This window comes from Geomesophilobacter sediminis, from assembly GCF_016458275.1.
Classification (GTDB): Bacteria; Desulfobacterota; Desulfuromonadia; order Geobacterales; family Geobacteraceae; genus Geomesophilobacter; species Geomesophilobacter sediminis.
The window spans coordinates 79,651-105,580 of record NZ_JAEMHM010000008.1 but is presented as its reverse complement, the minus strand read 5'-3'; the positions used below and the strand labels follow the sequence as shown (position 1 = coordinate 105,580).

Below are 25,930 nucleotides of genomic sequence, written 5' to 3'. Positions count from 1 at the left end.
CGGCGCCCTGGCAGCCCCTGGCACCGCAGCCATCCCCCCCCGCTTTCCCCTGATACATTCGCAGCTTCCCCCAACGGGCACCTTCAGGTTTCCTCTGGCACGCAAGTTGCCGTTTATCGAAGCAATATCGTTTGGAAAATACAGCTGCCTGCGGCGCTGGCCTCGTCCGCAGGTCCCAGAGGCATGAATGAACGTCCTGCTGGTCTACCCCAAATACCCCGATACCTACTGGAGCTTCCGTTACGCGTTGCCGTTTGTCGGCAAGAAAGCCGTTTTTCCTCCGCTAGGGCTGCTCACGGTGGCGGGAATGCTTCCCGAATCCTGGCAACTCAGGCTGATCGATCTGAATGTGGACGAGATCTCGGACCGCGACCTGCGGTCGGCCGACCTCGTGTTCCTCAGCGCGATGGCGGTCCAGCGTGAGTCGGCACGGGAGGTACTGGAGCGATGCCGCGTTCTGGGGGTCACCACCGTGGCGGGGGGGCCCCTGTTCACGAGTTGTCCCGACGCGTTCCCGGAGGTGAGCCACCTCGTTCTCGGCGAGGCGGAACTGAGCCTGCCGCGTTTTCTGGAAGATCTGAAACACCGGGCGCCCCAGCGGCTCTATGCTGCCGACGGGCGTCCCGACCTCGGCGGCACCCCTTTGCCCCGGTGGTCGCTGATCGACATTCGGGACTATGCCTCGATGAACATCCAGTACTCCCGCGGCTGCCACTTCGACTGCGAATTTTGCGACATCACCCAGCTCTTCGGCCGCAAACCGAGAACCAAGCATTCGGACCAGATCATCAGCGAGCTGGAAGCGCTCTATGCCACGGGGTGGCGGGGCGGGGTGTTCTTCGTGGACGACAACTTCATCGGGGACAAGGAAAAGCTGAAAAATGAGGTACTCCCGGGCATCATCTCCTGGATGCAGCATCGCGGAAAGCCGTTTTTCTTCTATACCGAGGCGTCGATCAACCTTTCGGACGACCCCCGGCTCATGGAGCTGATGGTTGCGGCCGGGTTCCGGGAGGTTTTCGTTGGCATCGAAAGTCCCGAGGAGGATTCGCTCCAGGAGACGGGCAAGGTGCAAAACCGCAACCGCGATCTGGTTGCCTCGGTGCAGCGCATCCAGCGGGCGGGGCTCCAGGTGCAGGGAGGATTCATCGTCGGTTTCGACAGCGACACGCCGGCCATCTTCGAAAAACAGCTCCGTTTCATCCAGGAAAGCGGCATCGTCGCCGCGATGGTGGGCATATTGATGGTGCTGCCGGGGACCAAGCTCCACGACCGTCTCCGCCGGGAGGGGCGGATCGTGGTCGTCTCTACCGGCAACAACACGGACGACTTCCTGAATTACGTCCCCAAAATGAACCGTCAGGTTCTGCTGGCCGGATACCGGCGCCTGGTCCGGACGATCTATGCGCCGGACTATTTCTACCCCCGGCTGAAGACGTTTCTAAAAGAGTACCGGCCGGCCGCAGCAGCATCGTTTGCGCAGCTGCAACGCCGTGATATCAGGGCGTTATTGCGGTCCATGCTTTTTCTCGGCATCCTGGGGAAAGAGCGGTGGCACTTCTGGAAGATCTTTTTCTGGACCCTTTGGAGAAAGCCTCGCGTGTTCCCGCTGACGATAGCGTTGACGATTTACGGCCTTCATTTCCGCACCGTCGCGGAGCGACTCGGCGCCGATGACGGGGGACGGGAAAGGGATTGTGATGCGGAGCTCGTGGGATTGTTCTCCCGATCGCAAGAGAAGTTCCAGTAAAGACACGCCCCCCGGGCAGAAACGCATCAAGAGCCCCCGAGCCGCCAAAGGCGGCGGGGGCTCCCAAACGTACCCATGTGCCCGGCGCGACGCCGGAGCCTGCCGCCGAAAGAGCGGAGATCAGTCCCTGTTGCGGGTGCGGGTCACCCCGGTCAGGATTGCGATGCCGACCAAAATGACGGCCGTGATCGTCACGTACCGCGCGCCCACCCCGGCGACGGCAAGGGCCCAGGCAATGCCGCCAATGACGAAGGCAAAACCGACGAGATAAATTATCAGGGACATAGTTACGCCTCCTGGCCTGTTTTCGACCGCCCCCCCGCCCCCACCCCGACCGTCCCGGACCTGGACGACTCCCCACTGCGCCGTGCGAGGGCCGTTGGTGGGAAGGCATCACGCCGCAGCCTCAGTATTCCTTGAGATTGCTGAATTCCCCCGAGGCCAGAAACGTCTTCGGGGTGTCGACAAAGGAGTAGATGTTCTGCGTTATGCTCAGGTGCTTGCTCGCCTCGGCGGCGATCCGGAGCAAAAGTACGCGAGCGGAGGCGTCCCGGGTCCGGGCCGCCAGCTCGGTGTAGAGCTCTACCCCCTTCTCCTCCTTCGCGATTACCAGCCGATACGCTCCGGGATCCTTTTTCAATAAAGCGACGAGGTCGCGTTTTGCCAGCAGGGGTTTGAAGACGCAGGCGGCCGGGTCCAGATCTCCGCACTCCGTCTGCTCCTGAGGCGCGATATGTCTTTTCAGTTGCACCAGGGCATCGTGATGTTCCTGCTCGGCTTGCGCCAGCAGGGTAAAGAGATTCTTCATATCTGGGGTGGTTGACATCGCCGCGAGTGACTCATAGAACGCTTTGGTATCCCTTTCCATTCTGATAGCACAGTCAAAGGCTTCCATCGGGTGCTCCTTTCTTGGCCGTTTAAGCTCCGTTCGCTCCAGGTCCGTCGCCGTCTATTTCCTGACGGCGCAGTCGATGATGGCGTTGATCCTTCTGTTTAGCTGCCTTCCTTCGGGGGTGTAATGGGAACATCCGGTAGCGGCCCCGAGGGATGCCAGGACCATCGGAAATGTCGATACTCTCAAAATTCTCTCCAGTTTCATTCGTTCTCCTTTTACACTACTTGGGACTTCCTTAAATGCATCGTGCTGGGTCAAGCATGCTGGTTACCAATGTCCCATGTATTCCACGTGCCGCCGGTCGGAAGAGATGTGACAGCACGGGGCAAATATCAATAGAATAACGGGCTCGCATGAAGAGTATCCACCCTCTGACAACAAGGTAATTTGCAACTAGCGAGCCAGGGATTCCATATCTTTGTAAGCGTGCAACCGTTCGAAATTAAAAGGGGAGAGTGACAGGAGATAGTGGGAGGCGCTCGGCGGTCCACAAACGTGGCCCATCACATGCGGCGTAACAGGCATATGTGACGGCCCCGGTCCGGGGGCGGAACCTCCTTGCGAACGGTTGAGGCGGGGGTGAAGGCACCTTGCGAAACGGGGATTTGACGCGGGGGGAGTCTGGCTGAAGGTTGGCGCGGCGGGCGGTTACGGGAAGGCAGGAGGCTTCGCGGCTAGACGCGCACGATGCCGTACTTGCGCATCCTGGCGCGCAGGGTGCTGGGATTGAGGCCGAGGGCCCCCGCGGCGCCGTTTATCCCCTCGATGCGCCAACCGGTCTTCTTGAGCACCTGGAGGATGTGGTTGCGCTCCAGCTCGACCAGGGCCGTCACGGGGCCTTCCCCGTCGTGCTCCCTGTCGTGCTCCCCGGCCGGCGGCACCGGCCTGGTCAGGCTGTCGAAGCGGTCCAGCACCTCCAATTCGGTACCCTGGCTGGTGATCACGGCCCGTTCCACCACGCTTTCCAGCTCCCGCACGTTCCCGGGCCAGTGGTATCCCAGGAGGACCTCCAGGGTCCCCTTGGACACGGTCACGATCTTCTTGCCCATCTTCTTGTTGAACTTGGCCACGAAATGGTTCACGAGCAGCGGGATGTCGGCGCTCCGCTTGCGCAGCGGCGGCAGGGTAATCGGGAAGACGTTGAGCCGGTAGAAAAGGTCCTCGCGGAACCTGCCGGCCCGGATCTCCTCCTCAAGGTTGCGGTTGGTGGCAGCGATGATGCGCACGTCGGCCTTGATGGTGCGGGGGCTCCCCAGCCGTTCGAACTCGCCGTCCTGAACCACCCGGAGCAGCTTGCATTGCAGCTCCATGGGCATCTCCCCGATTTCATCCAGGAATATGGTCCCCCCTTCGGCGAGCTCGAAGCGCCCGATCTGCCGGGTGTCGGCCCCGGTGAAGGCCCCCTTTTCCCGCCCGAAGAGCTCACTCTCCACAAGCGTCGCCGGAAGGGTGGTGCAGTTGACCGTGATCAGGGGGCGGTCCTTGCGGGAGCTGCCGCCATGGATGGCGCGCGCCACCACTCCCTTGCCGGTGCCGGTCTCACCGAGAAGCAGCACCGTCGCGTCCATGGGCGCGACCTGCGCCACCCGCAGGAACACCTGGGCGAGGATGTCGCTTTGCCCAATGCTCTCGCCGAAGTTGTACTGGCTCCCCACCTCTCGGCGCAGATACACGTTCTCGGCCTGGAGGCGATCCTTCAATCCTTTAATTTCCGCGTAGGCACCCTGCAGCGACTCTTCCGCCTTCATGCGTTCGTGAATTTCCCGGGTGAGCTGCTGGTTGGCCCGGGTAAGATCGCCGGTGCGCTCGGCCACCTTGATTTCCAGGTCGTCGTGCGCCCGTTGCAGATCGGCTTCCAGCTGCACCCGCCGATCGTTGAGTCTTTTGACCTCAAGCAGCATCTTGATCCGGGCCAGCACCTCGGCGCTTTCAAAAGGTTTGGAGATGAAATCCTCGGCGCCGGCCTCGATGCCCCGGATGCGGTTGTCGATGTCATCGTAGGAGGTGATCATCACGATCGGGAGATTGCCGTTCACCTCGTCCGATTTTATCCGGCGGCAAAGCTCAAAGCCGTCCATCCCCGGCATCGACACATCGAGCAGGCAGATGTCGATCCGCTCCGTCTGGAGCTTTTCCAGCGCCTTCGGCCCGCTTGCCGCCGTTATCACCTCGTACCCCCGCGGAGCGAGCGTCGCCACCAGCAGGTCCAGATTGAGGGGGCCGTCGTCCACGCAAAGGATACGCGCCTTGGACGTGTTCATACTTTTTTCTCCTCCAGCCACTTTTGCACCAGTACGGGGAGCTCGCGGGTGCTGACGGGCTTGGACAGGTAGCCGTCGAACCCGGCCTTCAGAAACCGCTCCTCGTCCCCGTGCATGGCAAACGAGGTCAGGGCGATGATCTTCAGCCCGCTGGTTGAGGGGTCTTGCTTGAGGATGCAGCCGGCCGCCATGCCATCCATCCCCGGCATCTGGATATCCATCAGGATCAGATCCGGCATCAGGCGCCGCGCCAGGGCCACCCCCTCCTGTCCGTCGCAGGCCACCGACACCTCGTGGCCGTGAAAGCTCAGGAGGTCGCGGAACAGGCTGCGGTTGTTTTCGTTGTCCTCAACGATCAGGATCGTGTGCGGCATACCCATAGCTCCTTCGGTGCCCGGAGATGATCCGCTCAACTCTGGGCGCCGACTACGGTTTCGACCAGGCTCAAGAACTCGTGCGGGGAAAGAGTTCCCTTTCCTTCGATGCGCCAGACCTTTCCCGCCAGCCGCGTGCGGTCCGCAGCCGAGAGATCCATTGAGGTCAATACCAGGATGGGTATCTTCGCGGCAGCTTTTTCATGAAGCAGCCGGTCGGCGACCTCGAAGCCATTCATGCCGGGCATGACCAGGTCAAGGACGATGAGGTCGGGTGCGTTACGCCGGGCCATCTCGACCCCCTCCGGCCCGTCACTCGCCCTGAGCGCTCGGTATCCCTTGCGCAGCAGCGCGCTTTCCAGTGCGCCCAGAGTCAGCGGATCGTCCTCGATCACGAGCACAGTCTTGCCGGCGCCGGGGTGACCGGCCGGCGGGAAGCCTTGAGGCTCACCGTCGGAGACTTGAGTGGCCGGAGCCTGGAGAGAAGGAGCCTGGGTAACCGGAATGGTGAAGCTGAACCTGCTGCCCGTGCCGAACTCGCTTTTCACCCAGATCCTGCCGCCATGCATCTCCACCAGTTGCCGGGTGAGGGCCAGTCCGAGGCCGGTTCCCTCGAAACCCTTGGTATAGACCGACTCCAGCTGGGTGAAGGCCCGGAACAGCATCGGGATGTCCTCCTCCCGGATGCCGATGCCGGTATCCGCTACGGTGATCTCGATGAAATCCCCGTCCCGGCGCCCGCTCACCCGTACAGCGCCCGCGGTCGGGGTGAACTTCACGGCATTGGAGAGCAGGTTGAAGAGGATCTGCTTTAGCTTTCTCTGGTCCGCCATGATGACGAGGTCCGCTTCCGGCTCCAGGTCCAGCACCAGTTCGAGACTGCCTTTCAAGGCTCTCTCCCGCAGGATCGTCAAAGCGCCGTCGAGGACCCCCCGCAGCTCGAAGTTGCTGAGGTCCAGTCCCATCTTCCCCGACTCCACCTTGGAAAGGTCGAGTATGTCGTTGATGAGCGATAAAAGGTGCCGGCCGCTGGTGATGATGTTGCCTACGTATTCCTGCTGCTTGGCGTTGATCGGGCCGAAGAGCTGGTCCTGCAGCACCTCGGAGAAGCCGATGACCGAGTTGAGCGGGGTGCGCAGTTCGTGGCTCATGTTGGCGAGAAAGTCGCTTTTGGTGAGGCTGGTTTTCTCCGCCACGGCCCGCGCGCTCTCCAACTCGACGTTTTTATCCCGGAGCACCTGGTCCAGGCGCTTTCTCTCGGTGACGTCGCGTGCCGCGGCGAAAACGCCCTGCAGCTTCCGGTCCCGGTCATAGAAGGTGGTCGCGTTGCAGGAGACCACCGTCTCCTTGCCGTCCCGGGTGCGGGCAGTGAGTTCGTAGTCGGTGACTTTCTTCTCCTCCAGCGCCAGCCTGATGGCCGTGTCGGCGCGGTCCGGATCGGTGAAGTAGTTCTTGAAGGGGGCTCCGACCAACTCGTCGCGGGTGCAGCCGGTGAGCACCTCCATCTGCTGGTTGACGTCGGTTATCATGCCGGACGGGTCGGTGGTCATGCTCGCGTCGATGTTGGCCTCGAACAGGGAGCGGGTATAGAACTGGTGGTCGCGCAGCCGCTGGCTCAACTGGGTCTGCTCCGCCTCGATCTCCTTGCGCGCGGTGATGTCTTCGATCGCGAGCAGGATGACGTGGGAGCCGACGTTATCGCGCAAAATCTCCCGGGCATTGAGCAGCATGACCTTGCGGCCGATATCGAGGAAAACGTGGTCCACTTCATAGCCGTTGAACACGCTCTCGCTGGGGAGGATGTCTTCGAAGAGCACCCGAAGCTTGGGGATGTCCCACTGGCCGTTACCGAGCTCGTAGATGAATTTGCCGATCGTTTGCTCGGGGGTGACCCGGAAGGTCTCGTAGAAGCACAGATTGGCGGTGAGAATCTTCAACTCGGGGCTGAGCACCACCAGCGGCTTGCAGACGGTCTCCACGATGCTCTCGGCATAATCCCGGGCCTCCTGGAGTTCGATCCGCTGGGCCTCAAGCTCCCCCTGGGTCCGGAGCAATTCGGCGTTTTGCAGCTCCAGCTCGATCTGCTGGTCCTCAAGCAGGGCCTGCGCCCGAAGCAGCTCTAAGTTCTGCATTTCCAGCTCGATCTGGTGCACCTCCCACTCGTGTTCGTCCCTCTGGGTGGCGGGTCCTTGCGACGCGGGGTGCTTTTCAGCCCTCCTCTCAGCAAGCGTATCTTCCGCGCGACGACGCAGTCTGTCGGCTCCTGACAGTAATTTTTCGCTTCTTCCCATTTTCAGGCCTCTCCATCAGGACAATTACCGGTCTTGAAACTCTTCTTGCAGTAATTAGCTACCGCTCAGGCTATACCTCATTACCGGCAAAGTACACCTCCATATGCTGAGGTTACCGCCAAATACTGTGGCATTGACAGTAATTCCATTTCTGAATGGAGTTTATCAATTCAAATCCAATACCCTGTTATTCATTGAATAACGGCAAAATGAGTTCGGTATTTCCACTTTTGGCCGTCTAATGGCGCAGCCAGTTCTCTGACTACTGCAACAACATCACCAACATTCCCTACGAATTCTGAAAAACATCTTTGCTCGTATCGTTTCAGAATAACAAACTGCCGAAGGCTCAAAAAAGAGCGTTGCGACCCAGGCCGCAAAGGAACACCGCTCTTTGTTTCACCCCAACGGGGTGAGGCATCGGTTCCCTCCCCAGCCTGCGGAACCGTGCCCCCCTGCCCCTTCCCCGCACCTACCCGTTGCGTCTCCCCGCCATATGTGACGGCTTCGCTACATGCAACGGCCATTCCTGGCGGAGCAAGGTTCTTCACCCTGGATCAGGTAATGTCGTGCCGCCTGGAATCAGCATCTTAGCCTCATCGGCCCAGCACCATCGGCTTGGCACGTTCGTTGTAGTTGAAGTTGGTGATAGTTGCCGGATTCACAACCAGACGCACCCAGCGTACCGGGCTGGATCAAAGGAGCCCCGATGCGCGTAAAACCACTTCTTCCCACGCTGATAATGGCAGTAGCTGCAATCACCTTCAGCATGAAATCAGTCGAGGCAGCCAATGTCGGCATCACCATCAACGGCTACCTGCCGGCGCCACCGGGAGTATACGTCCAGGTCGATGCCGGCCGGCCCTACTATGTCGAAAACGAACGCCGGGTGTATCTCGAAGAAGAAAGGCCCCAGCACCGCAAGCATTACCAGGAGAAAAGGCATCACGGCAAGGGCCGCAAGAACGGTCATGACCGGGAGGACAAGCATGGCAACCATGGCGATCACGACCACGGGGGGCACGGCCGCTAGGAAGCACCCGTCGACAGCCCCAGCCCGGTAAAAGCGAGGACAACATGCGGAAGATACGTTACGGACTCATCGCAGTATGGCTTTTGATGTGCATCACGAATGCCGCATACGCCGGTGTCAACATCGGCATCGGCATCGGGTTACCCAACGTGAGCATCGGGATCAACTTGCCGCTGTACCCGGAGCTGGCCCCGGTGCCGGGCTATCCCGTTTACTACGCCCCCGCAGTGGAAGGGAACTACTTCTTCTATGACGGCATGTACTGGGTCTATCAGAACGACAACTGGTACGCGAGTTCCTGGTACAACGGGCCTTGGGGGTACGTCGATCCGATGGCGGTACCGCTTTTCATCCTGCGCGTTCCGGTGCGCTATTACCACCGCCCCCCCATGTACTTTCGCGGCTGGCAATCCAATGCAGCACCGCGCTGGGGCGAGCACTGGGGCCGGTCCTGGGAACAGCGCCGGGGCGGGTGGGACCGCTGGAACCGCGGCTCGGTGCCCAAGCGCGCGCCGCTGCCCGTCTACCAGCGGCAGTATGCGGGTGACCGCTATCCCAAAGCGGAGCAGCAGCACACCTTGCGCAGCCAGCAGTACCACTACCAGCCGCGCGACAAGGTGATACGCCAGCATTTCCAACAGACCGAGCAAAAAGCGTCCCCGGCACAACGGGGCAGGAAGGAAAACCCGCAGGGGGGCCCCCCCCAGCAGCAGGTCCGACCTGGATCGCCCAACCGGCCGGGGGCAGCGCCCAACCGGCAGGCGCAGCCCCAGCACCGTGAGGGGTTGAAGCAGGCGCCCGAGAAGGCGGCCCCGCAACAGCGAGCGCCGGCAGCCCATGAGCAGAAACAGCAGCCGGCACAGCATCAGCAGGGCCGTGAGCCGCGCCAGCAACAGCCGCAACAGCCGCAGGGCCGTGAGCAGCGCGGTGGTGGGCAGGAGCGCGGTGGTGGGCAGGAACACGGACCAGGGCAGAACAGGGAAGAGGGGCGCGGCAGATAAGCGGAGCCCCCTTCCGGAAGCCGACCCGGCAAAGGAGTCATCTCATGGCAAAACAAGCGCAATTGATTGAAAAACTCTCGGCGCAGATGGTCGAATGGGATAACCAGATCTTCCGGCTCAAGGACCGGGAGAAAAACTCCCTCCAGAGCCCGGAGGATGCGACGGCGCTCGCGGCGCTGCAGCAAAAACGGGCCGAAGCGGCGCATAAGCTTGAGGGGATGCCTTCGGCAAGCGGCGGGGAAATGGAAGGGCTAAAAAAGGGAACCGACGAGGTGTGGGACGAAATCAGGTCCGGCCTGCGCGATGCCATAATAAAGGTCAAATAGGCCAGCCAGACCGGGGTCCACAGAGCCGAATCCGGTTTCCCTCGGAAGCGCGTCACCCACCGACACCGGGGTCTTCCGGTGACCTTGCCCGTTTACCCCTTGAGGAGAAAAAGCCATGCGGAGAGTTCTTGGGACCCTGGTAGTAATCCTTCTGGCTTTGCCTGCCCATGCCGGTGAAATCGGCTTGTTGGGAGGTTATGGCTGGACCGACAAGCCTCTGGAAAAAACCTACGCCTGGCAGGTGCAGTACATGGAAGGGCTCGGCGATCACCTGGCGTACAGCCTCTCCTACGTGAACCAGGGCCACTTCATCGAACACCACCGCGACGGCTATGCGGCGAACCTCTGGGCCCGGACCAACCTCATGGAACGCCGCCTCTCCCTGGGCCTCGGATTGGGGGGCATTTTCTATTTCGATACGATCAACCCGGCCACCGGCCCCTCCCGCGACTATCACGGCTGGGGAGGCATGACGAGCCTGGCGGCCACCTGGTATACGGAAAGCCGCCTGTTTTACCAGCTGCAGGGTTACTACGTCCGAGGTGACAAAAGCTTCAATACCCTGTCGGTCCTGGCCGGTATCGGGTACCAGCTTGATGCCCCGCCGGTACCGGGCCCGGATGTAAGGGGCGCCCACCAGTCGGAAAATACCACCGAGAACGAAATTACCCTCGTGGGGGGCGAAACGGTGGTCAATATACCGGGCAGGGGAAAATCGGCAGCCTTCGAGCTTGAATACCGGCGCGGCATCTGGCGCTACCTGGAAGTAAGCGCCGGAGCCCTCTACGAGGGGAGAAACGACCTGATCGACCGCTACGGCCTGACCACCCAACTCTGGCTGGCGAAACGTTTCCTGGATGACCGCATCTCCCTGGGAGCGGGTCTGGGGGGGTATTTCGCCGTAGACCAGCGCCGCGGCGACAGCGGAACGGGACGGAACGCGTTCGTGTCCGAGCTGGCATCGATATCCGGGAGCCTGCAGGTAAGCCGGCACTACACGCTGCGGGCAACCTTCCACCGGGTCATCTCGACCTATAACCGGGACTCCGACATCTTCCTGGGGGGCATCGGCTACCAGTTCTAAAACCGGCGCATGATCCATGGAGTAAGCTTCTCGGGGAGACCAAACATCAAAAGCCTCACTACGGAAGGCCACCGGAGCAAACCGGGGTATTTCCGTACGTGAGGCTTTTTCACGTCCTTCTTCCCGCGGCAGTCCCGGGTCCCCCCTTCACCCTTTCTCTACCTGAGCCATATCCCGCAGGACGAACCTGCCGCAGACAAAGCAGAGCCCCCCCGCCAGAGCCATGGCCAAGGGGGTGATCAGCAGCGCGTTGCGCAAACCCCACTGGTCCGAGAGCCATCCCAGGATGGAGGGGGAAAAGGCGTCCCCCAGGGCGTGGATAAAGAAGATGTTGACGGCAAAAGCCATGGCGCGCACCGCGGGAGGAGTGACGTTGAGGATGACGGTATTGAGCGGCCCGGTGTTGAGAAAGAGGAAGAACTCGGCGACGAAAATGGCCGCCAGGCAGGAGGTCAAGCCGGGAGCCAGAATGGCCCAGACCGCAAAGGGAGTTCCTGCCAGCAACCCCCACCCCGAGATCGTCAGGTACCCCGTGCCGCTTTTTTTTTTGCCAGCGGTCGCCGAGCCAGCCGCCGATCAGGGTCCCCAGGATCCCCGCCAGCACCGTGGTGGCGCCGAAGAGGGTATTCCCGCTGGCCACGCCGAGACCATGAACGCGGTTCAAAAAAGAGGGAATCCACTGGGCGAGCCCGCCGATGGCAAAGGTCATGGCGGACATGGCGAGGGTGTTGCAGACAAAGGAGCGGTTTTTGAAGAGGGGCGCGTAGCCGCCGGGCACCTTTTTACGTGAGTCGCGGGGCGCGGTTTCGTCGCCGCCGCGGGGCGGTGTGCGCAAAAGTGCGATGGGAACGGCCAGGATCAGCCCCGGCAACCCCACCATGAGAAAGGCGGCGTGCCAGCCGAATCTCTGGCCCAGCACTCCCCCCAACAGGTATCCCAGCGCGCTCCCGACCGGAATGGCGACATAGAACCAGGAAAGGATCTGACCGCGGCGCTCCTTGGGAAAGAAATCGGAGATGAGGCCGGGCGACACCGTGCCGAAACTCGCCTCGCCTACCCCGACGGTGGCCCGTGCCGCCAGAAGGGTCCGGTAGCCGGGGGCAAACCCGGCCAGGGAGGTGGCCAGGCTCCAGACCACGAGCCCTCCGGAGGCGAGCTTGACCCGGCTCCAGCGGTCACCCAGCCAGCCGAAGAGCGGGGCGAGGAGGAGGTAGCTCATCATGAAGGCGCTGCCGAGCACCCCCAGTGCCGTATCGGAAAGCTGCAGATCGACCTTGATCAGCGGAAAGACGGCGAAGAGCACCTGGCGGTCGATGTAGTTCAGCAGGTTCACCGCCAGCAGAAGGCCCAGTGCGTAGCGGCGGTAGGGGATCGATATCGGCCCGGCATTCATGCGTGCGGCCTCCAGGAATGGAATGAGAAAACTCCCCGGCACACGAAACGCAGACCAAGCGGCGTTCCGGCGCTCACCAGGGACCAACCGGCCTCAGGGGTGCGGCCCGCTCCTGGAGCTCACCCGAGGGTTTCCACCGCCCGGCGTACCAGTTCCACAATCTGCTCCGGCGTCTCCTGGCGAAAGGATAGCGGCTTGCCGAAGGTCACCCTGACCTTCCCCTTGGTGGGAAAGTGCGCCCCGGGCGGCAGGACCTGGTCGGTGCCGCTGATTTTAACGGGCACGACCGGGATCCCCAGCGCCTTGACCATGATCCCCAGTCCCATCTGGAAGGGAAGCAGCTTCCCGCTCCTCGAATGCTCCCCTTCCGGGAAAATGAGGATATTGACCCCGGCGTCGGCAAGCCTTCCCATGAACCGGAGCGAGCCGGAGAACCCCTGGCTCTGGGGAAGGGGAAAAAGGTTCATCAGCAGGGTGCCGTACTGGTAGCTCAAGCGTCTCAGGATCCGGTTGAGCCCGTGATAATCCCCGAAGAAAAACTCCTCCCAGGCGGCGGTGGCGCTTTGGTAGCGCAGCTTCGGCGGAAGCGCGAACATGATGGCCGGCTGGTCGAGGTAACTCAGGTGGTTGGCGACGAAAAAGATCGGTCCCTTGAGGCTCTCCAACTGCGCGGCACCCCGCACCTCCAAAGTTACCAAGGCTCGAAACAGCGGGGCGTGGAAAACCGTGTCCACCAACCGGCGCACGCCCCGAAAAAAGGAGCGGTTGGTCCAAAAACGGAAGTGATCGTGCCGGTTCACTCTTTCCCGCTTGGCGATGATCTGGCGCAGGTCCGAGACTCGGGTCTGTGCCCCGACCTGGGAGTCTTCGATGTCGAGACGGTATTCCTGTTCGAGGAAGTTCACCAGCTCCACACCGTCGATGGAGGTCAACCCCAGATCGGCCACCAGAAGGGAATCCTCGCGGATCTTTCCGGTAGCGGTGCCGGTCACCTTGGCGAGCAGGGCAATCAAGCTGTCGCTGCTGACGGTTGCGTCTCCCCCCTCCGGCCCCTTCTGGACCGCCTCCTTGACGGCGAACTTCTTGATCTTGAGGGTCGTGGTTTTCGGGAATTCCGGCTCGTGCCAGAGGGTGTAGCCGGTTATCTGGTGCATCGCATCGAGAGAGTTGTTCGCCTGGCCGACGATATCCTCCGGGGCGATCCCGCGGCCGTCCAGAAGCAGCACGGCGTGCACCTCCTCCCCCCCTCCACGCTCCAACCCGATGACGCACGATTCCTTCACGCCCTGGATCTTGTTCAGCACCGCTTCGAGTTCGTCGGGATACACGTTCACCCCGGAGCCGGTGACGATCAACTCCTTCTCTCTCCCCTTGATGGACAGGGTGCCGTCCGGGCCGATCTCCCCGATATCGCCGGTCTTAAACCACCCATCCGGAGTGAACGCCTCGAGGGTTGCCTGCTCGTTGCGGTAGTAGCCGGGAAAGACGTTGTCGCCGCGGGCCAGGATCTGTTTGTCCTCGATCTTCAGCTGCACCCCCGGGAGCGGGGGGCCGACCGATCCCGCCTGCTGGTGCTCCAGGGTGTTGACGCAGAGAACGGGCGAGGTCTCGGTGAGCCCGTACCCTTCCAGCACCGTGAACCCGAAGGCGTCCCAGAAGTTGAAGAGCTCCGGAGCCAGCGCGGCGCCGCCGGAGACGAAGACGACGAAATTGGCGCCGAACTTCCGCTGCACCGGGTAAAACATGACCCGGCGCCCCCCCTTGGGGAGCCGGATTCCGAGCCGGGTCAGCAGCCGGAACGTTCCGGAGAGGTGCTTCTCCTCAAGCTCCCGCTCGATGGTCGATCGGAGCAGTTGCATGAGACGGGGAACGGACATGATGACGTAGATGTCCTCCTCTTTGAGGGCATCCATGATGGCGGAGGGTTTGAGGGCCCCCAGGTACACGACCGACGCGCCCCGGTAGAGCGGAAGGAAGAATCCCCCCATCTGCTCGAACATGTGGGAGAGCGGGAGCAGCGAGAGAAAGCGGAACGCGGGGGTGATGATGGGCACCTGGCGGTGAATCTGGGTCACGTTGGCGATCAGGTTCCGGTGGGTGAGGATGACCCCCTTGGGATTACCGGTAGTGCCCGAAGTGTAGATGAGCTGAGCGGTGGCATCGGGGAGGCAGCCTGCGATGGTGCCGATCGGAGCGACGTTTTCGAGCAGGTACGGCAGGTCCTCCAGCAGCAGTGTGTTCCCCTCGGTGATCCGGTCCGGCTTGAAACGGCTCTGCAGCACGAGCCGTGCCTCGGTGAGACCGCGGATCGTGTCGGCGCGCGCCAAATCCGACATGAAGTCCACCGGGACTGCGATCGCGCCGCGCAGGATGATGCCCCAGTAGGCGACTGCCCACCAGGAGGAGTTGGGCCCCCAGATCAGCACCCGATCCCCCTCACCCACGCCATTTTGCTCCAGCAGGGTTGCCATTTTGAGGGAGAGGTCGTGGAACTCGCGGTAGGTTACCGTGAAGCGCCGCACGCCGGTGCGGTTAACAAAGACGGTCTGGTCCCCGCGCTCCGCAAAGCTATGGAAAAGATCGATCAAGGTCAGCATGGAAATTTCCTTTGGCCCGGCGGAGCAGATCAGCCGCAAAGTTTTCCGCCCCCCGGGCCGAAGGGAGCAAAAGCCCTTGGAGGGCTTTTTTTGAGCTTCTCACTCCGCGGGATGCTTGCCTGATTCGATTTCCCGCTTCTGATGGTAGAGGAAGCGGACCATGTAGTATTCGAAGGGGTAGCCGCTCTCGTAGTAGCGAAAACTCTGCTGATGCCGCATGTCGACCGCCTCGAGCGCCGTTATCCCCGAACTGATGGCCAAGGAGTTGCCGGTGTTGGCGAAGGGATCGACGGCGGTATAGATCCCGTAGGTGACGCCGGTGTCGACGGCGAGCCCACCGGTGTCGCGCACCGAAGAGGGTCCGAAAAACGGCAGCACCAGGTAGGGCCCCGATTCGACTCCCCAGTACCCCAAGGTCTTGCCGAAATCCTCATCGCGACGTGCCAGACCGAGCCTGGTGGCTGGGTCGAACATCCCACCAAGCCCCAGGGTGCTGTTGGTCACGAAGCGCCCAAGGGTCGTCGCTGACTCCACCCCCTTGAGCTGGACCATGCTGTTGGTCAGGTTTCGTATCTCGCTCAGGTTGTTGAAGATCCCGGAGACGCGGTTTTGGACGAAGGTCGGGGTGACCAGCTCGTAGCCGTGCACCACCGGGATCAGGACGAATTTGTCGAGGTAGAAATTGAACCGGTACATGCTCCGGTTGAATCCCTCCCAGGGATCGTCGACGTCGGCGAAGCGCTGGTCCCGGAACTCCGCTATCGTGTGCCGAGGGGCGACCTCGGCGAGACGGTTCCCCCTGGGGGAGGCGCACCCGGTGAGGGAGAGGGCCAGCATCAGGGCCAGTATCATCCAAGGGCCGCGGCATCTCATCGCAGCATCTCCTTCTCCTGGAAGAAAGCGACCATGTAGGCGAGGTTGTCCTTATACTCGAGATTTCCGATGTGGCCACCGCGCGGGTAGATCTTGATCCGGCCGGCAAAGATCCGCTTCAGGTAGTCGAGATCGGCCTTGGACAGGATGAAATCGTTCTCGTTGGTCATCACCCCGAACTTGGGCGAAGATTTCAGGTAGCCCTCGATGCTCCTGAGGCTCTGCGCCTCGATGAGCGCGTCCTTGGTGAGCCCGGGGCGCTGTTTCTTGAAATAGGGGTAGAAATACTCGTTGATGTAGTCGTAAAAGCTCAGGTGGGTGGCGACCATGAAATAATCCGAGAGGGAATCGGAGCTTTTCAGCACCCGGTTCTTGGGGACAACATAGCCGCTGTTGGTCACGACGTCGGAGGCGAAGATCATGCCGGCCAGGTTGATGCGGAAGGTGAGCCCGATCAGACCGGCGGTTTCCTCAGGGGAAAACAGCTTCTCCGTGTAAATGGAGTAGAGAAAGTCGTCGTTTATGGCGACGAAGTTGCCGTAGCTGTAGTACTCACTGAACTTGGTCAGCATCTTGTTGAAGAAGATCCCCTCTTTCTTGGGTCCGCCGGGGATCTGCTTCAGCAATTCCTCGAGCTTGCCACCGGAATTGTAAAGGCTTACCGCCGGGTTGATCATGAGGACTTTTTTGAAATTGAAGACCCGGCGCTGCTCGTCCAGTTTGGCCACAAACGCCGACTGGGTAGCCCCCATGCTGTAACCGCCCAGGTAAAAGGAAGAAACCTCGATGTCGCCGGCTACCTTTTTCCAGGCGGTTTCCATTGCCCGGTACAGATCGGCAGAGTCCTCCGTGAGGTCCCCGGGAACGCCGCTCCGGGAAGCGGAGACGATGAAGTTGGCATGGGAGGGGGACGGCAGGGCGATGACGTGGAAACCAACCGCGTAGAGCGCCTTCACCATGAACATGAGTTTGGCCGCCCGGTCGTTGGTCCCGGTACCGGCGATCAGGAATACCAGCGGAGCCTTCTGCTTTTGGTAGGCGAAGCTGCAGCGCAGCCCGTCGTCATAAAAGAAGACATCCGACTTCTTCCGGTCCGGCAGGACCTCGAGCACGAGCTGCCGGAAGCGCATCTTGGTCGGCAGTTCGGGGACGAGGCTGGCCGGGGTCCCGAGGATGGTGGCCTCGTAGGCACCCGGGATCGGGTAGCCGTATTCCGTTTCAGCCGAAAGCGCGGCCAACGGGAGAAGCAAAAGCCAGGATATGATCAGCACTCTGAGGTACATGCAGAAACTCCTTCCGGAATTACGATGCAGAAGACGCTTGCCGGAATCGGTGTGGGCCTGGGTAGTGGCATAGCTCACCGTTCGTGATGCCCGCCTTCATGATGCCCTTCACCGTATCCGCCGCCACGTCCCCTTCCACCACCACTCCCCCGGCCGTCGTCCCCCCAATAAGGAAAAATGCAGCCCGACAACATGAGGGCTGCGACGAAAAGAACCAGCGAGGATAGGATTGATGACCTTTTCATTACCTGCTCCTTTTCTTTTTCTATCCGTTTGCATGCCCATGCGATCAGCTTCGGCCGGAAAAGGTGCTCCTTGCCGGGTAGTTTCCCCGGTGGCATCCGGTACCGAACGTTGCGTTCCTCCGGAAATTGATCCGGCACCGCTGGCCGTCGCTCAGGATGGAGGCATCGGGCATCCATTTCAGGCCCAGCCAACAAGGAAAGAGCAGGTAACATGCCACTGGAGTTAGCCGACCCATCTTGATGTTTTAATTACCAAATTACGCGACATAGCATAAAGGGCGCGCAAAAGCCGTCAGGACATTCCGTCACTAGGCGCGCAACTGTCATATATGACGGCTATGCGCCGCACAACGGTTTCACGATTGGGAAGGCTTCGGCACGAGACTTCTACCGAGTTGCACCACCTTCTACCATCCACCAGATATCTCAAGAGTCGGCTTCCGCCGCCCCTTGACTTGCGACCAACTTACGAGTATCCTGCGAGACAAGATGTAAGACCACGGAGGGGGTATGACGCCTAAGCAGAAGAAGGTGCTGGACTTCATCGCGCACTATGCGGAGCGAAACGGCTACCAGCCCACGCAGCAGGAGATCGCCCAAAGCTGCGGCTTCCAGTCGCTCGGCACGGTGCAGCACTACCTCCGCCTCCTGGAACGGGACGGCCACCTCTCCCGCCGCTGGAACGCCAAACGGGGGGTGCAGATCACCGAGACCCTCACCACCTCGGCCACCGCGGAGCTTCCCTTGGTCGGCATCGTCGCGGCGGGAAAACCGGTGGAGGCGTTCGACCTGCCGGACGTGATCGAGGTCCCCTCTTCCATGGCAAGCCCGGGTAACGTCGTGTACGAGGTCCGCGGCGACTCCATGGTGGAGATGGGGATCATGGACGGCGACTACGTCGCCGTCCACCCGCAGCCGGTCGCCGAGAACGGCCAGACGGTGATCGCGGAGGTGAACGGCTCGATCACCATCAAGAAGTACCTGCACCGGGGGGACCACATCGAGCTCCACCCGGCCAACGCGGCGATGAGTCCCATCGTCGTCACGGCCGACGACGACTTCCGCATCCGCGGGGTGCTGGTCGGCTCCATGAGGTTTTATCGAAAGTGGTCCGGGAAATCCTCCACATAACCGTCCCCGCCTTCCCGATCGCCCTGGCGCGGGCGGTCCACTCCCAGCTCAGGCAGCGGCCGGTCGCGGTCGCGCCGCTCAACTCGGAACGCGCCCTCTTGCAAAGCGTCTCCGCCGAGGCCGCCGCCGAGGGGGTCTTCGCGGGAACCCCGATCTTCCGGGCCCGCAAGGTCTGTCCCTCCCTCATCGTGATTCCCCCCGATCCCGACCTCCTCAGCAAGGGGAGCCGGAAACTCGCCGAGCTCTCCGAGGAGTTCACCCCGCTCGTCGAGCCGGGGGTGGGGCGGGTTTTCCTCGATGTCACCGCCTCCCGGCGCCTCTTCGGGCCGGCGCGGGACGTAGCGGCCCGGTTGGAAAAGTCGATCGCCGGGGAGCTGGGGCTTCAGGCGATGGCGGGAACCGGATTGAACAAACTGGTCTCGCGGGTCGCCGCCGACGCCCTTCCGGAGCCGGGGGTGTACGACGTTTTCCACGGATCGGAGCGGAACTTCCTGGCACCGTTTCCGGTGTCGGTGCTGCCGGGGGTGGGCGAGTCGCGCCAGCTCCTGTTGTTTCGCGACCTGAACCTGCAGTGGGTGGAACAGGTGGCGGAGCTGTCGGTGCCGCAGTTGCGGCTGGCGGTGGGGCCGTTCGCCCCGCTTTTGCACGACCGGGCCCGGGGGATCGACCGTTCCCCGGTGCAGCCGCCGCGGCGAACCACCGAAATCGTCGAGGAGGGGCTGCTGGCGGAGGAGGAAAACGACGACCGGATCATCCTGAGCGAACTGCTCCGCCTGGTGGAGGGATGCGGGCTGCGACTGCGGCGACTGGGGAAGGAGGCAAGGAAGATCACCCTTTCCATCAGCTACGCCGACGGGGTCTCCGAAGAGGGAAAGAAGGTTCTGGACGAGCCGACGGCGTTTGACCTGTTACTTTTCGTCGCAGTGGAAAAACTGTTCCTTACAACCAGCAAAAGGCGGCAGAAGGTGCGGGGCTTGCGGCTTTCCTGCGACCAGGTGGCGCAGGCGGCAGGGCAAATGGAGCTCTTCGCGCCGCCGCCGGAGCGCAAGGGAGTCTCGCGTCAGCAGGAGGCGTTGCAGCGGACCCTGGACCAGCTGCGGGAGAAGCACGGCAGGGAGGTGCTCCAATGGGGAAGAGGAATCGTGGCACCGCGCAGGGAACAGGTGGTGGAGGTGCAGGGGGACTGGGACCCGGAGCGGACGCGGTACATGACGGTGACCACGCGGGGCGGGTAACACCCACGCTCCAAGCACACCGCAGAGGGCGCGGAGGGACACGGAGGAAAACCTTTTTTCACGAACCAGGATGCCCAGGATGGGCTGGATGGGACGGTGCTTCCAGCACACATGCCTTAGGCGATCGAAGTACCGGCCCAACTGGGTGTCGACACTAGTCTCGCTTTCAATCGAGAACCTCAGAAACAAATCCCCCCCGCCCCCCTTTGCCAAAGGGGGATGTATGCGGGTTTTACCTGTTCATCCCTGTTACTGAAAGCTTTTCCTCTGCGTTCCTCTGCGACCTCTGCGGTGCGCTTCGCCTTCAAAATCGAGTTCAATCATGTTCGTCCATCTCCACGTTCATTCTTCCTATTCTCCCAACTGGGGCGTTCATTCCCCGGAGACGCTCTGCGCCGCCGCGCGTCAGATGGGTTACTCCACCCTGGCGCTCACCGACCGAAACGGCTTCTATGCCATCCCCCGCTTCGTCGACGCCGCCCGCGACGCGGGCATCGCGCCGATCATCGGCACCGAGGCGGTAACAGCAGCCAACCGCGCCGTCCTTTTGGCCCGCGACGAGGAAGGGTACGCCAACATCTCCCGGCTCATCTCCGACCTGCACTGCCGCCGCAACTTCGACCTCATCCGCGCCCTCGCCGAGTTCCGCCGCGGCGTCATCGTCATCAGCGACGACGCCAGACTCCTCGCCGAGCTCAAGCGCAAATCCGCCGACGACCTCTTCGCCGAACTGTCGCCCGGACACAACCTGCACCGCGCCCTGGCGCTCTCCCGCGATCTGAAGCTCCCGCCGGTCGCCACCTCGCGCGCCCTGTTCCTGGAGCGCGACGACCTGCACCTGCACCGGGTCATCCGGGCGATCCACCGGAACAGCAAGCTTTCGCGGCTCACCCCGGAGGACACCGCCAGCGACGCGAATTTTTTGCTGACACCGGCGCGGATCGCGGAGTTTTTCCCCCACTGCCCCGAGTCCTTGGAAAACGCCGAGGCCATCGCGGCACGCTGCCGCACCGACTGGGACTTCTCCCGCACCATATTCCCCGCCTTCCGCAGCCTGGGTGACGATGCGGCCTTCCAGGAGCTGGAGCGCCGGGCCCGCGCCGGGGCCCTCTGGCGCTACGGGACGATCGACGGGAAGGTGGAGGCGCGGCTGCAAAAGGAGCTCAGCATCATCCGGGACAAGGGATTTGCCCATTACTTCCTGGTGGTGGAGGAGATCTCGAACCAGTCGGAGCGGACCTGCGGCCGGGGAAGCGCCGCAGCCTCGCTGGTCGCCTATGCCCTCGGCATCACCCACGTCGACCCGATCCGCCACAACCTCTTCTTCGAGCGCTTCCTCAACCCGGGGCGTATCGATCCCCCCGACATCGACATCGACTTTCCCTGGGATGAGCGGGACGCGGTGCTCGACTTCGCCTTCGCCCGCTACGGCTCGCAGCGCGCCGCCATGGTCGCCAACCAGATCGGCTTCAAGGGGCGCTCGGCGCTGCGGGAGGTGGCGAAGGTCTACGGCCTCACCGATCTGGAAATCAAGGAAATGACCGAGCGGATCTCGGGGTTCTGGAAGGCGGACCAGACGGTCGGCGCGGTGGCGGCGCACCCGCTTTTCCGCGGCGAGACCCTTTCGGCGGACTGGCTGGAGATCATGGCGACCGCCCAGCGTCTCAAAGGGCACCTGCGCCACCTCTCCCTGCACTGCGGCGGGCTGATCATCGTCCCGGACGAGATCCGCCGCTATGTCCCGGTGGAGGTTTCCCGCAAGGGGCTGCCGCTCATCCAGTGGGAGAAGGACCAGGCCGAGGACAGCGGGCTGGTGAAGATCGACATCCTGGGGAACCGCTCCCTGGCCGTGGTGCGCGACGCGCTGGCTGCGGTGAAGCGCGGGCGCGGCATCGAGATCGACTACGCCTCGTGGCAACCGCTGGAGGACGGCAAGACCTGCAACATCCTGCGCCGCGGCCGCACCATGGGGTGCTTTTACCTGGAGTCGCCGTCGATCCGGCTCCTGTTGCGCAAGATCTGGGGTGACGTACCGGCGCCGGGCACCGAGGAGCTCGACATCTTTGAGGTCCTGGTGCAGGCCTCTTCCATCATTCGGCCCGCGGCGAACAGCTTCATTCAGGAATACGTGGCGCGGCTCCACGGCAAGCCGTGGCAGCACCTGCATCCCCTGCTGGAGGGGGTGCTCGGCGAGACCTACGGGATCGCCATCTACCAGGAGCAGATCACCCAGATCGCCATGGAACTCGCCGGCTTCTCCGCCTTCGACGGCGATCAGCTGCGCAAGGTGATCACCAAGAAGCACCGGGAGAAACGGCTGGCCGACTACCGGAAGCTGTTCTTCAGCGGCGGACTTGAGCGCGGCGTCACCGAGCCCGTGCTGCAGTCGATCTGGGATCAGATCCTCTCCTTCGCCGGATACTCCTTCTGCAAGCCGCATTCGGCAAGCTACGCGCACCTGAGCGCGAAGGCGTCGTACTTGAAGGCGAACTATCCGGCGGAATTCATGGCGGCGGTGATCTCCAACCAGGGGGGCTACTACTCCGCCTTTGCCTACCTCTCGGAGAGCCGGCGGCTCGGGCTGACCGTCCTTGCCCCGGACATCAACGAGAGCGAGCACCACTACACCGGGAAGGACGACTGGGTGCGGGTCGGGCTGATGCAGGTGGACGGGCTGACCCGCGACGGCGCGGGCAAGCTCCTCCAAGAGCGCGAGGAAAGGGGAAGATTCGCTTCGTTCGGCGAGTTTTTACGGCGCGCCCGGGTAACCAGGAGCGATGCGGAGCGGCTGGTGCGGGCGGGATGTTTCGATGGGGTGGAGGGGAAGGAGCGCCGCCCGGCCCTGCTCTGGGAACTGCTCCACTTCCAGCAGCAGGCAACGGCGCTTTTATTCGAGCAAAAGACCGAGCTCCCCGAGCCACCTCCCTACGACGAGGCAACGGTGCTGCGCCAGGAGGTGGAGAGTCTGGGATTTTTGGTCTCGCGGCACCCATTGACGCTGTACCGGGAGGAGTGTCTGCAGCGCAAGCCGATCCGGGCATCGCGGATGCTGGAGCACGCCGGGAAATGGGTGACCATGGTGGGGTGGTGGATCACGACCAAGACCGTGGAGGACAAGCACGGCCGGCCGATGGAGTTCGTCTCCTTCGAGGACACCACGGCGATCTTCGACACCACCTTCTTCCCCGAGGTCTATGCGCGGTTTTGTCGCAAGCTTTCGCAGAAGCGGCCGTATGTCATGAAGGGGGCGGTGGAGGTGGAGTTCGGGGTCCCGACCTTGCGGGTCAAATGGTTGGATTTCCTAAGCTAGTCACCAAGGGCCGGGGCCTACGTTTCAACCGGGATGATCGGGATCGGGATGAAGCGGGATAAACCGGAACCGCTCCGGGTTCCCGGTATTCCTCGGGCGCTTGAACCTCTGCGGTTCGCCCCCCTCGCCCCCCGGGAGAGGGTCGGGGTGAGGGCGATATTGGCCTCCCGGCAGGTAATTGATTTTTAATTTCAACAACAACTTGCGCAGTGGTGGTGGTATGATGTAATTAGACCGCAGGACGCGACTCTCTAATATGAGAAGGAGATGCCATATGAAACGCGAGGGAAATAGCCACCAAAGCCTGAACGACAAGATCTGCATGATCGAAAACGACCGTTTGCTCAACAAACTCTCCGACGAGGCAACCGCCTGCTGCGCCAAGTGCGGTGCCCGGGCCCACGATCCTTCCAGTCTCTGCAGCCCGGTACGCCTGAACGGCTCGCGCTGAGCAAACGGCCGGCAACGAAGTCCCACCCTTTCCGCACGTCAAAAAAGCCCGGATATTTTTCCGGGCTTTTTTGGTTCTGATCATCCCTGAGGTCCTTTGGTCCCCCTTTATTTACAAAGGGGCCCGGGGGGATTGGGTTTTGGGATTTCGAAATTGCCCTCATATCGTTAAGATCGAGCCGCTGCTATCTTCATTGACACACCGAAAAAATTAGACCACAATAATTGTATACACTTTCGGGGATGGGACGTCCGTTGGGCCGCGGGCAAAGGGGGAGGCAGATGGTAAGTCATGGATTGCTGGTGAAATTGGAAGCAAAGCCGGGCCTGGACGCCGAGGTTGAGGAGTTGCTGATGTCGCTCGTCCCCATGGTGCGCGACGAGGTCGACACCGTCGCTTGGTTCGCCATCCGCTTCGGACGCTCCGAATACGGCATCTTCGCCGCATTTCCCGACGAGGCCGCCCGGAGCGCGCATCGGGAAGGAAGGGCCGGCCGAGCGATCGTACAGACCGACCTTCTCCATTCAGCGCCGGTTTTCAGAAATGCCGTCATCCTCACGAACAAGCTCCCGGAACGGGAATCGCTTCAGGACGATACCAAGGGGACCTACTTCAGTTTCACGGCCAAGACAAACCAAGAGGAAGAGGTAGAGGAACTCCTGCTGGCGGCAGCCCCCCTGGTGCGGGACGAACCGAGGACCACGACCTGGTTCGCCCTGCGCTTCGACGACGGGGAGTACGGCGTCCTGGTGACCGTGCCCGACAACGCGGCACGGCTCGCCCATCTGACCGGTCACGCGCCACGGGAATTGGCGAAGCACGCCCTGGCACTGCTCTCCGGCATCCACGACCTCCACCTGGTGAACGTTCTGGCAGCGAAGGTCCCCCCGCACCACGTCTCCGTGCAGCTTGATACGCGGCGGGGTATGGCATAGGTCATCCAGCCGCAGCAGGCGCTACTATCGCAGCATCGAACGCTGCCGTTAGGGAATTCGCGCCAAGAGTGGCCCGCCCACAGCCGAGGGGCTGCTACTTACCCTGTGGGAGCGCCATTCCTGGCGCGAAGCCTTTTAATCCAAAAAACAGCGCCGCTGGGAACGAAGTCCCCCCCCTACCCTGCCGGTGCCTGCTTCCGGTAAAGCCGACTGAAGAGAAAGAGCACCGCGGCCGCCATCGCTCCGTTGATCACGAAGGCGGTGGCAAACCCCGCCGATTTGATCACCGCCCCCATCCCCGCCGCACAAGCCAGCAACCCCGCATAGACGCAGGTGTTGTAGCACCCCATCGCCAGTCCCCGCATCTCGCGCGGCACCACGTCGGCAATGAGCGCGCCGATGGCGGTGAACGCCATCCCCATGCTGATCCCCATCAGCGCGGCGACCGCCATGAGCGAGCCGACCGACGTGCAGGCACCGAAGCCGGCCAGTGCCAGGGCGAAGACCGCGATCCCCCCTTTGACGAAGACGCTCCGGTCCCCCACCCGGTCGCTGAACTTCCCGGTCGGCAGGCGGGAGAGCGCGTTGGCGAGAGACTGCGCCGCGAAGACGAAGCCGACCTGGGTGGTCCCCATCCCGTGGCTGCGGATGTAAAGGGGCATGAAGGTCACGAACATCCCGAACCCGAAACAGGTGCCGAAGGTGGCGCTCAGGCAGGCCAGAAGCGAGCGGTTGCGCGAAAGCTCGCGCAGGGCCGGCAATAGCTGCTGCCGGTGAACACCGTGGCGTTCGGGAGGGTGCGGGAGCAGAACCAGGGCGACGCAGAACATCGCCAGGATCAGCCCGCCGGAGACCAGGAAGACCGGCCGCAGGCCGACCGCGGTGCCCAGAAAGCCGCCGGCGGCGGGCCCCAAGGTCATCCCGCCGTACAAAGCCATGGTGTACCAGCCGTAAGCCTGCCCCAGGACCTCGGGCGGCGTGACATCGGCGACATACGACATGAGGGTCGGAGAGAAGGCGGAAAGTCCCATCCCGAAGAGGAGGTAGATCCCAGCCATCTCCCAGGGAGAGCGGCTCCAGTAGAGGAGAAAGGAGGAGCCGCCCAAAAGCACCAGACCGAGAAGCAGCGGTATGCGGCGTCCGAGCCGGTCGGAGACCAAACCGGAGGGGATGGAGAGCGCCCCGGCCACCAGCATGAAGGCGCTGTTGATGATGCCTACCTGGACCGTGTCGGCGCCCAGGGAAATGGCGAAGAGAGGGACGATGGGGATACGCATGTAGGAGCCGAGGAAGCAGAAGAAGCTGATCGTGCAGGCGATCAGCAGGATCTCTCCGGGGCTCTTCTTGTGGATTGCGGACATGTTATTGAACCGGGGTCGGGGATCTGGGGTCGGGGGTCGGGGCAAAAGGGGACTGGCTCCGAAGGTGCCTGTCCCCCTCTCAGTTCAGGCGCGATTGACGC

General features: G+C 62.3%; 20 protein-coding genes. 10 read left to right on the top strand and 10 right to left on the bottom strand.

Annotation, left to right across the window (positions count from 1 at the left end; genetic code table 11):
• The first annotated feature begins 187 nt into the window (after positions 1-187).
• Positions 188-1,750 (top strand): B12-binding domain-containing radical SAM protein, encoded by a 1,563-nt coding sequence (locus JFN93_RS10955; RefSeq protein WP_199384119.1) that lies wholly within the window; start codon positions 188-190, stop codon positions 1,748-1,750.
• A gap of 120 nt (positions 1,751-1,870) precedes the next feature.
• Here the strand turns inward: JFN93_RS10955 and JFN93_RS10950 are convergent, their stop codons facing one another.
• The 5 genes from JFN93_RS10950 to JFN93_RS10930 all read right to left on the bottom strand — a co-directional run bounded on the left by JFN93_RS10950 (position 1,871) and on the right by JFN93_RS10930 (position 7,433).
• The gene (locus JFN93_RS10950) at positions 1,871-2,035 is read right to left on the bottom strand and encodes a hypothetical protein (RefSeq protein ID WP_199384118.1); all 165 of its coding nucleotides are present in this window, start codon (positions 2,033-2,035) and stop codon (positions 1,871-1,873) included.
• 121 nt (positions 2,036-2,156) lie between these two features.
• Complete coding sequence (locus JFN93_RS10945; protein ID WP_199384117.1) at positions 2,157-2,645, bottom strand: ferritin-like domain-containing protein; 489 nt, start codon at positions 2,643-2,645, stop codon at positions 2,157-2,159.
• Between the two features lie 674 nt (positions 2,646-3,319).
• Positions 3,320-4,906 carry a sigma-54-dependent transcriptional regulator gene (locus tag JFN93_RS10940; RefSeq protein ID WP_199384116.1) on the bottom strand — a complete coding sequence of 529 codons (1,587 nt, stop codon included), beginning with the start codon at positions 4,904-4,906 and terminating at the stop codon, positions 3,320-3,322.
• A complete protein-coding gene (locus JFN93_RS10935; protein ID WP_236021648.1) occupies positions 4,903-5,280 on the bottom strand; it encodes a response regulator in 378 nt (125 codons plus the stop codon). Before JFN93_RS10935 ends, JFN93_RS10940 begins: the two co-directional genes overlap by 4 nt.
• Before the next feature lie 35 nt (positions 5,281-5,315).
• Positions 5,316-7,433, bottom strand: a complete 2,118-nt coding sequence (locus tag JFN93_RS10930) for a hybrid sensor histidine kinase/response regulator (RefSeq protein WP_199384114.1) — start codon at positions 7,431-7,433, stop codon at positions 5,316-5,318.
• Between the two features lie 847 nt (positions 7,434-8,280).
• Between JFN93_RS10930 and JFN93_RS10925 the strand changes: the two genes are divergently transcribed.
• The 4 genes from JFN93_RS10925 to JFN93_RS10910 all read left to right on the top strand — a co-directional run bounded on the left by JFN93_RS10925 (position 8,281) and on the right by JFN93_RS10910 (position 11,015).
• On the top strand, positions 8,281-8,604 hold the full coding sequence (locus JFN93_RS10925) for a hypothetical protein (RefSeq protein ID WP_199384113.1): 324 nt from the start codon (positions 8,281-8,283) through the stop codon (positions 8,602-8,604).
• Positions 8,605-8,648: 44 nt separating this feature from the next.
• On the top strand, positions 8,649-9,605 hold the full coding sequence (locus JFN93_RS10920) for a hypothetical protein (protein WP_199384112.1): 957 nt from the start codon (positions 8,649-8,651) through the stop codon (positions 9,603-9,605).
• Positions 9,606-9,649: 44 nt separating this feature from the next.
• Positions 9,650-9,931 (top strand): sll1863 family stress response protein, encoded by a 282-nt coding sequence (locus JFN93_RS10915; RefSeq protein WP_199384111.1) that lies wholly within the window; start codon positions 9,650-9,652, stop codon positions 9,929-9,931.
• 115 nt (positions 9,932-10,046) lie between these two features.
• The gene (locus JFN93_RS10910) at positions 10,047-11,015 is read left to right on the top strand and encodes a hypothetical protein (protein WP_199384110.1); all 969 of its coding nucleotides are present in this window, start codon (positions 10,047-10,049) and stop codon (positions 11,013-11,015) included.
• 109 nt (positions 11,016-11,124) lie between these two features.
• On the opposite strand, the gene JFN93_RS10905 is transcribed toward JFN93_RS10910, so the two are convergent.
• The 4 genes from JFN93_RS10905 to JFN93_RS10890 form a co-directional block, all read right to left on the bottom strand.
• Positions 11,125-12,408 carry a spinster family MFS transporter gene (locus tag JFN93_RS10905; protein WP_236021647.1) on the bottom strand — a complete coding sequence of 428 codons (1,284 nt, stop codon included), beginning with the start codon at positions 12,406-12,408 and terminating at the stop codon, positions 11,125-11,127.
• A 119-nt stretch (positions 12,409-12,527) separates the two neighbouring features.
• Positions 12,528-15,005 carry an AMP-binding protein gene (locus JFN93_RS10900; protein WP_199384109.1) on the bottom strand — a complete coding sequence of 826 codons (2,478 nt, stop codon included), beginning with the start codon at positions 15,003-15,005 and terminating at the stop codon, positions 12,528-12,530.
• Positions 15,006-15,104: 99 nt separating this feature from the next.
• Complete coding sequence (locus JFN93_RS10895; protein WP_199384108.1) at positions 15,105-15,878, bottom strand: MlaA family lipoprotein; 774 nt, start codon at positions 15,876-15,878, stop codon at positions 15,105-15,107.
• Positions 15,875-17,161, bottom strand: a complete 1,287-nt coding sequence (locus tag JFN93_RS10890; protein ID WP_199384107.1) for an alpha/beta hydrolase — start codon at positions 17,159-17,161, stop codon at positions 15,875-15,877. Before JFN93_RS10890 ends, JFN93_RS10895 begins: the two co-directional genes overlap by 4 nt.
• A 755-nt stretch (positions 17,162-17,916) precedes the next feature.
• On the opposite strand from JFN93_RS10890, the gene lexA reads away from it, so the two are divergent.
• From lexA to JFN93_RS10865, 5 genes are all read left to right on the top strand, one after another.
• Complete coding sequence (lexA, locus tag JFN93_RS10885) at positions 17,917-18,537, top strand: transcriptional repressor LexA (RefSeq protein WP_199384106.1); 621 nt, start codon at positions 17,917-17,919, stop codon at positions 18,535-18,537.
• Entirely contained in the window at positions 18,513-19,772 is a 1,260-nt protein-coding gene (locus tag JFN93_RS10880; protein WP_199384105.1) for a DNA polymerase Y family protein, read from the top strand. Before lexA ends, JFN93_RS10880 begins: the two co-directional genes overlap by 25 nt.
• Positions 19,773-20,094: 322 nt before the next feature.
• Positions 20,095-23,082: a DNA polymerase III subunit alpha gene (locus tag JFN93_RS10875; RefSeq protein WP_199384104.1), complete on the top strand. Its 2,988-nt coding sequence runs from the start codon at positions 20,095-20,097 to the stop codon at positions 23,080-23,082.
• Positions 23,083-23,356: 274 nt separating this feature from the next.
• The gene (locus JFN93_RS10870; protein WP_199384103.1) at positions 23,357-23,533 is read left to right on the top strand and encodes a hypothetical protein; all 177 of its coding nucleotides are present in this window, start codon (positions 23,357-23,359) and stop codon (positions 23,531-23,533) included.
• Between the two features lie 281 nt (positions 23,534-23,814).
• The gene (locus JFN93_RS10865; RefSeq protein ID WP_199384102.1) at positions 23,815-24,468 is read left to right on the top strand and encodes a putative quinol monooxygenase; all 654 of its coding nucleotides are present in this window, start codon (positions 23,815-23,817) and stop codon (positions 24,466-24,468) included.
• A 176-nt stretch (positions 24,469-24,644) separates the two neighbouring features.
• Here the strand turns inward: JFN93_RS10865 and JFN93_RS10860 are convergent, their stop codons facing one another.
• Positions 24,645-25,829, bottom strand: coding sequence for an MFS transporter (locus JFN93_RS10860; protein ID WP_199384101.1), 1,185 nt, complete (start codon positions 25,827-25,829; stop codon positions 24,645-24,647).
• Positions 25,830-25,930 lie beyond the last annotated feature (101 nt).

Coding starts and splice junctions, on each gene's coding strand:
- JFN93_RS10920 (WP_199384112.1), top strand. CDS start 8,649: ATGCGGAAGATACGTTACGGACTCATCGCAGTATGGCTTTTGATGTGC.
- JFN93_RS10915 (WP_199384111.1), top strand. CDS start 9,650: ATGGCAAAACAAGCGCAATTGATTGAAAAACTCTCGGCGCAGATGGTC.
- JFN93_RS10865 (WP_199384102.1), top strand. CDS start 23,815: ATGGTAAGTCATGGATTGCTGGTGAAATTGGAAGCAAAGCCGGGCCTG.
- JFN93_RS10940 (WP_199384116.1), bottom strand. CDS start 4,906: ATGAACACGTCCAAGGCGCGTATCCTTTGCGTGGACGACGGCCCCCTC.
- JFN93_RS10905 (WP_236021647.1), bottom strand. CDS start 12,408: ATGAATGCCGGGCCGATATCGATCCCCTACCGCCGCTACGCACTGGGC.
- JFN93_RS10910 (WP_199384110.1), top strand. CDS start 10,047: ATGCGGAGAGTTCTTGGGACCCTGGTAGTAATCCTTCTGGCTTTGCCT.
- lexA (WP_199384106.1), top strand. CDS start 17,917: ATGACGCCTAAGCAGAAGAAGGTGCTGGACTTCATCGCGCACTATGCG.
- JFN93_RS10875 (WP_199384104.1), top strand. CDS start 20,095: ATGTTCGTCCATCTCCACGTTCATTCTTCCTATTCTCCCAACTGGGGC.
- JFN93_RS10945 (WP_199384117.1), bottom strand. CDS start 2,645: ATGGAAGCCTTTGACTGTGCTATCAGAATGGAAAGGGATACCAAAGCG.
- JFN93_RS10890 (WP_199384107.1), bottom strand. CDS start 17,161: ATGTACCTCAGAGTGCTGATCATATCCTGGCTTTTGCTTCTCCCGTTG.
- JFN93_RS10860 (WP_199384101.1), bottom strand. CDS start 25,829: ATGTCCGCAATCCACAAGAAGAGCCCCGGAGAGATCCTGCTGATCGCC.
- JFN93_RS10895 (WP_199384108.1), bottom strand. CDS start 15,878: ATGAGATGCCGCGGCCCTTGGATGATACTGGCCCTGATGCTGGCCCTC.
- JFN93_RS10935 (WP_236021648.1), bottom strand. CDS start 5,280: ATGCCGCACACGATCCTGATCGTTGAGGACAACGAAAACAACCGCAGC.
- JFN93_RS10870 (WP_199384103.1), top strand. CDS start 23,357: ATGAAACGCGAGGGAAATAGCCACCAAAGCCTGAACGACAAGATCTGC.
- JFN93_RS10900 (WP_199384109.1), bottom strand. CDS start 15,005: ATGCTGACCTTGATCGATCTTTTCCATAGCTTTGCGGAGCGCGGGGAC.
- JFN93_RS10955 (WP_199384119.1), top strand. CDS start 188: ATGAACGTCCTGCTGGTCTACCCCAAATACCCCGATACCTACTGGAGC.
- JFN93_RS10925 (WP_199384113.1), top strand. CDS start 8,281: ATGCGCGTAAAACCACTTCTTCCCACGCTGATAATGGCAGTAGCTGCA.
- JFN93_RS10950 (WP_199384118.1), bottom strand. CDS start 2,035: ATGTCCCTGATAATTTATCTCGTCGGTTTTGCCTTCGTCATTGGCGGC.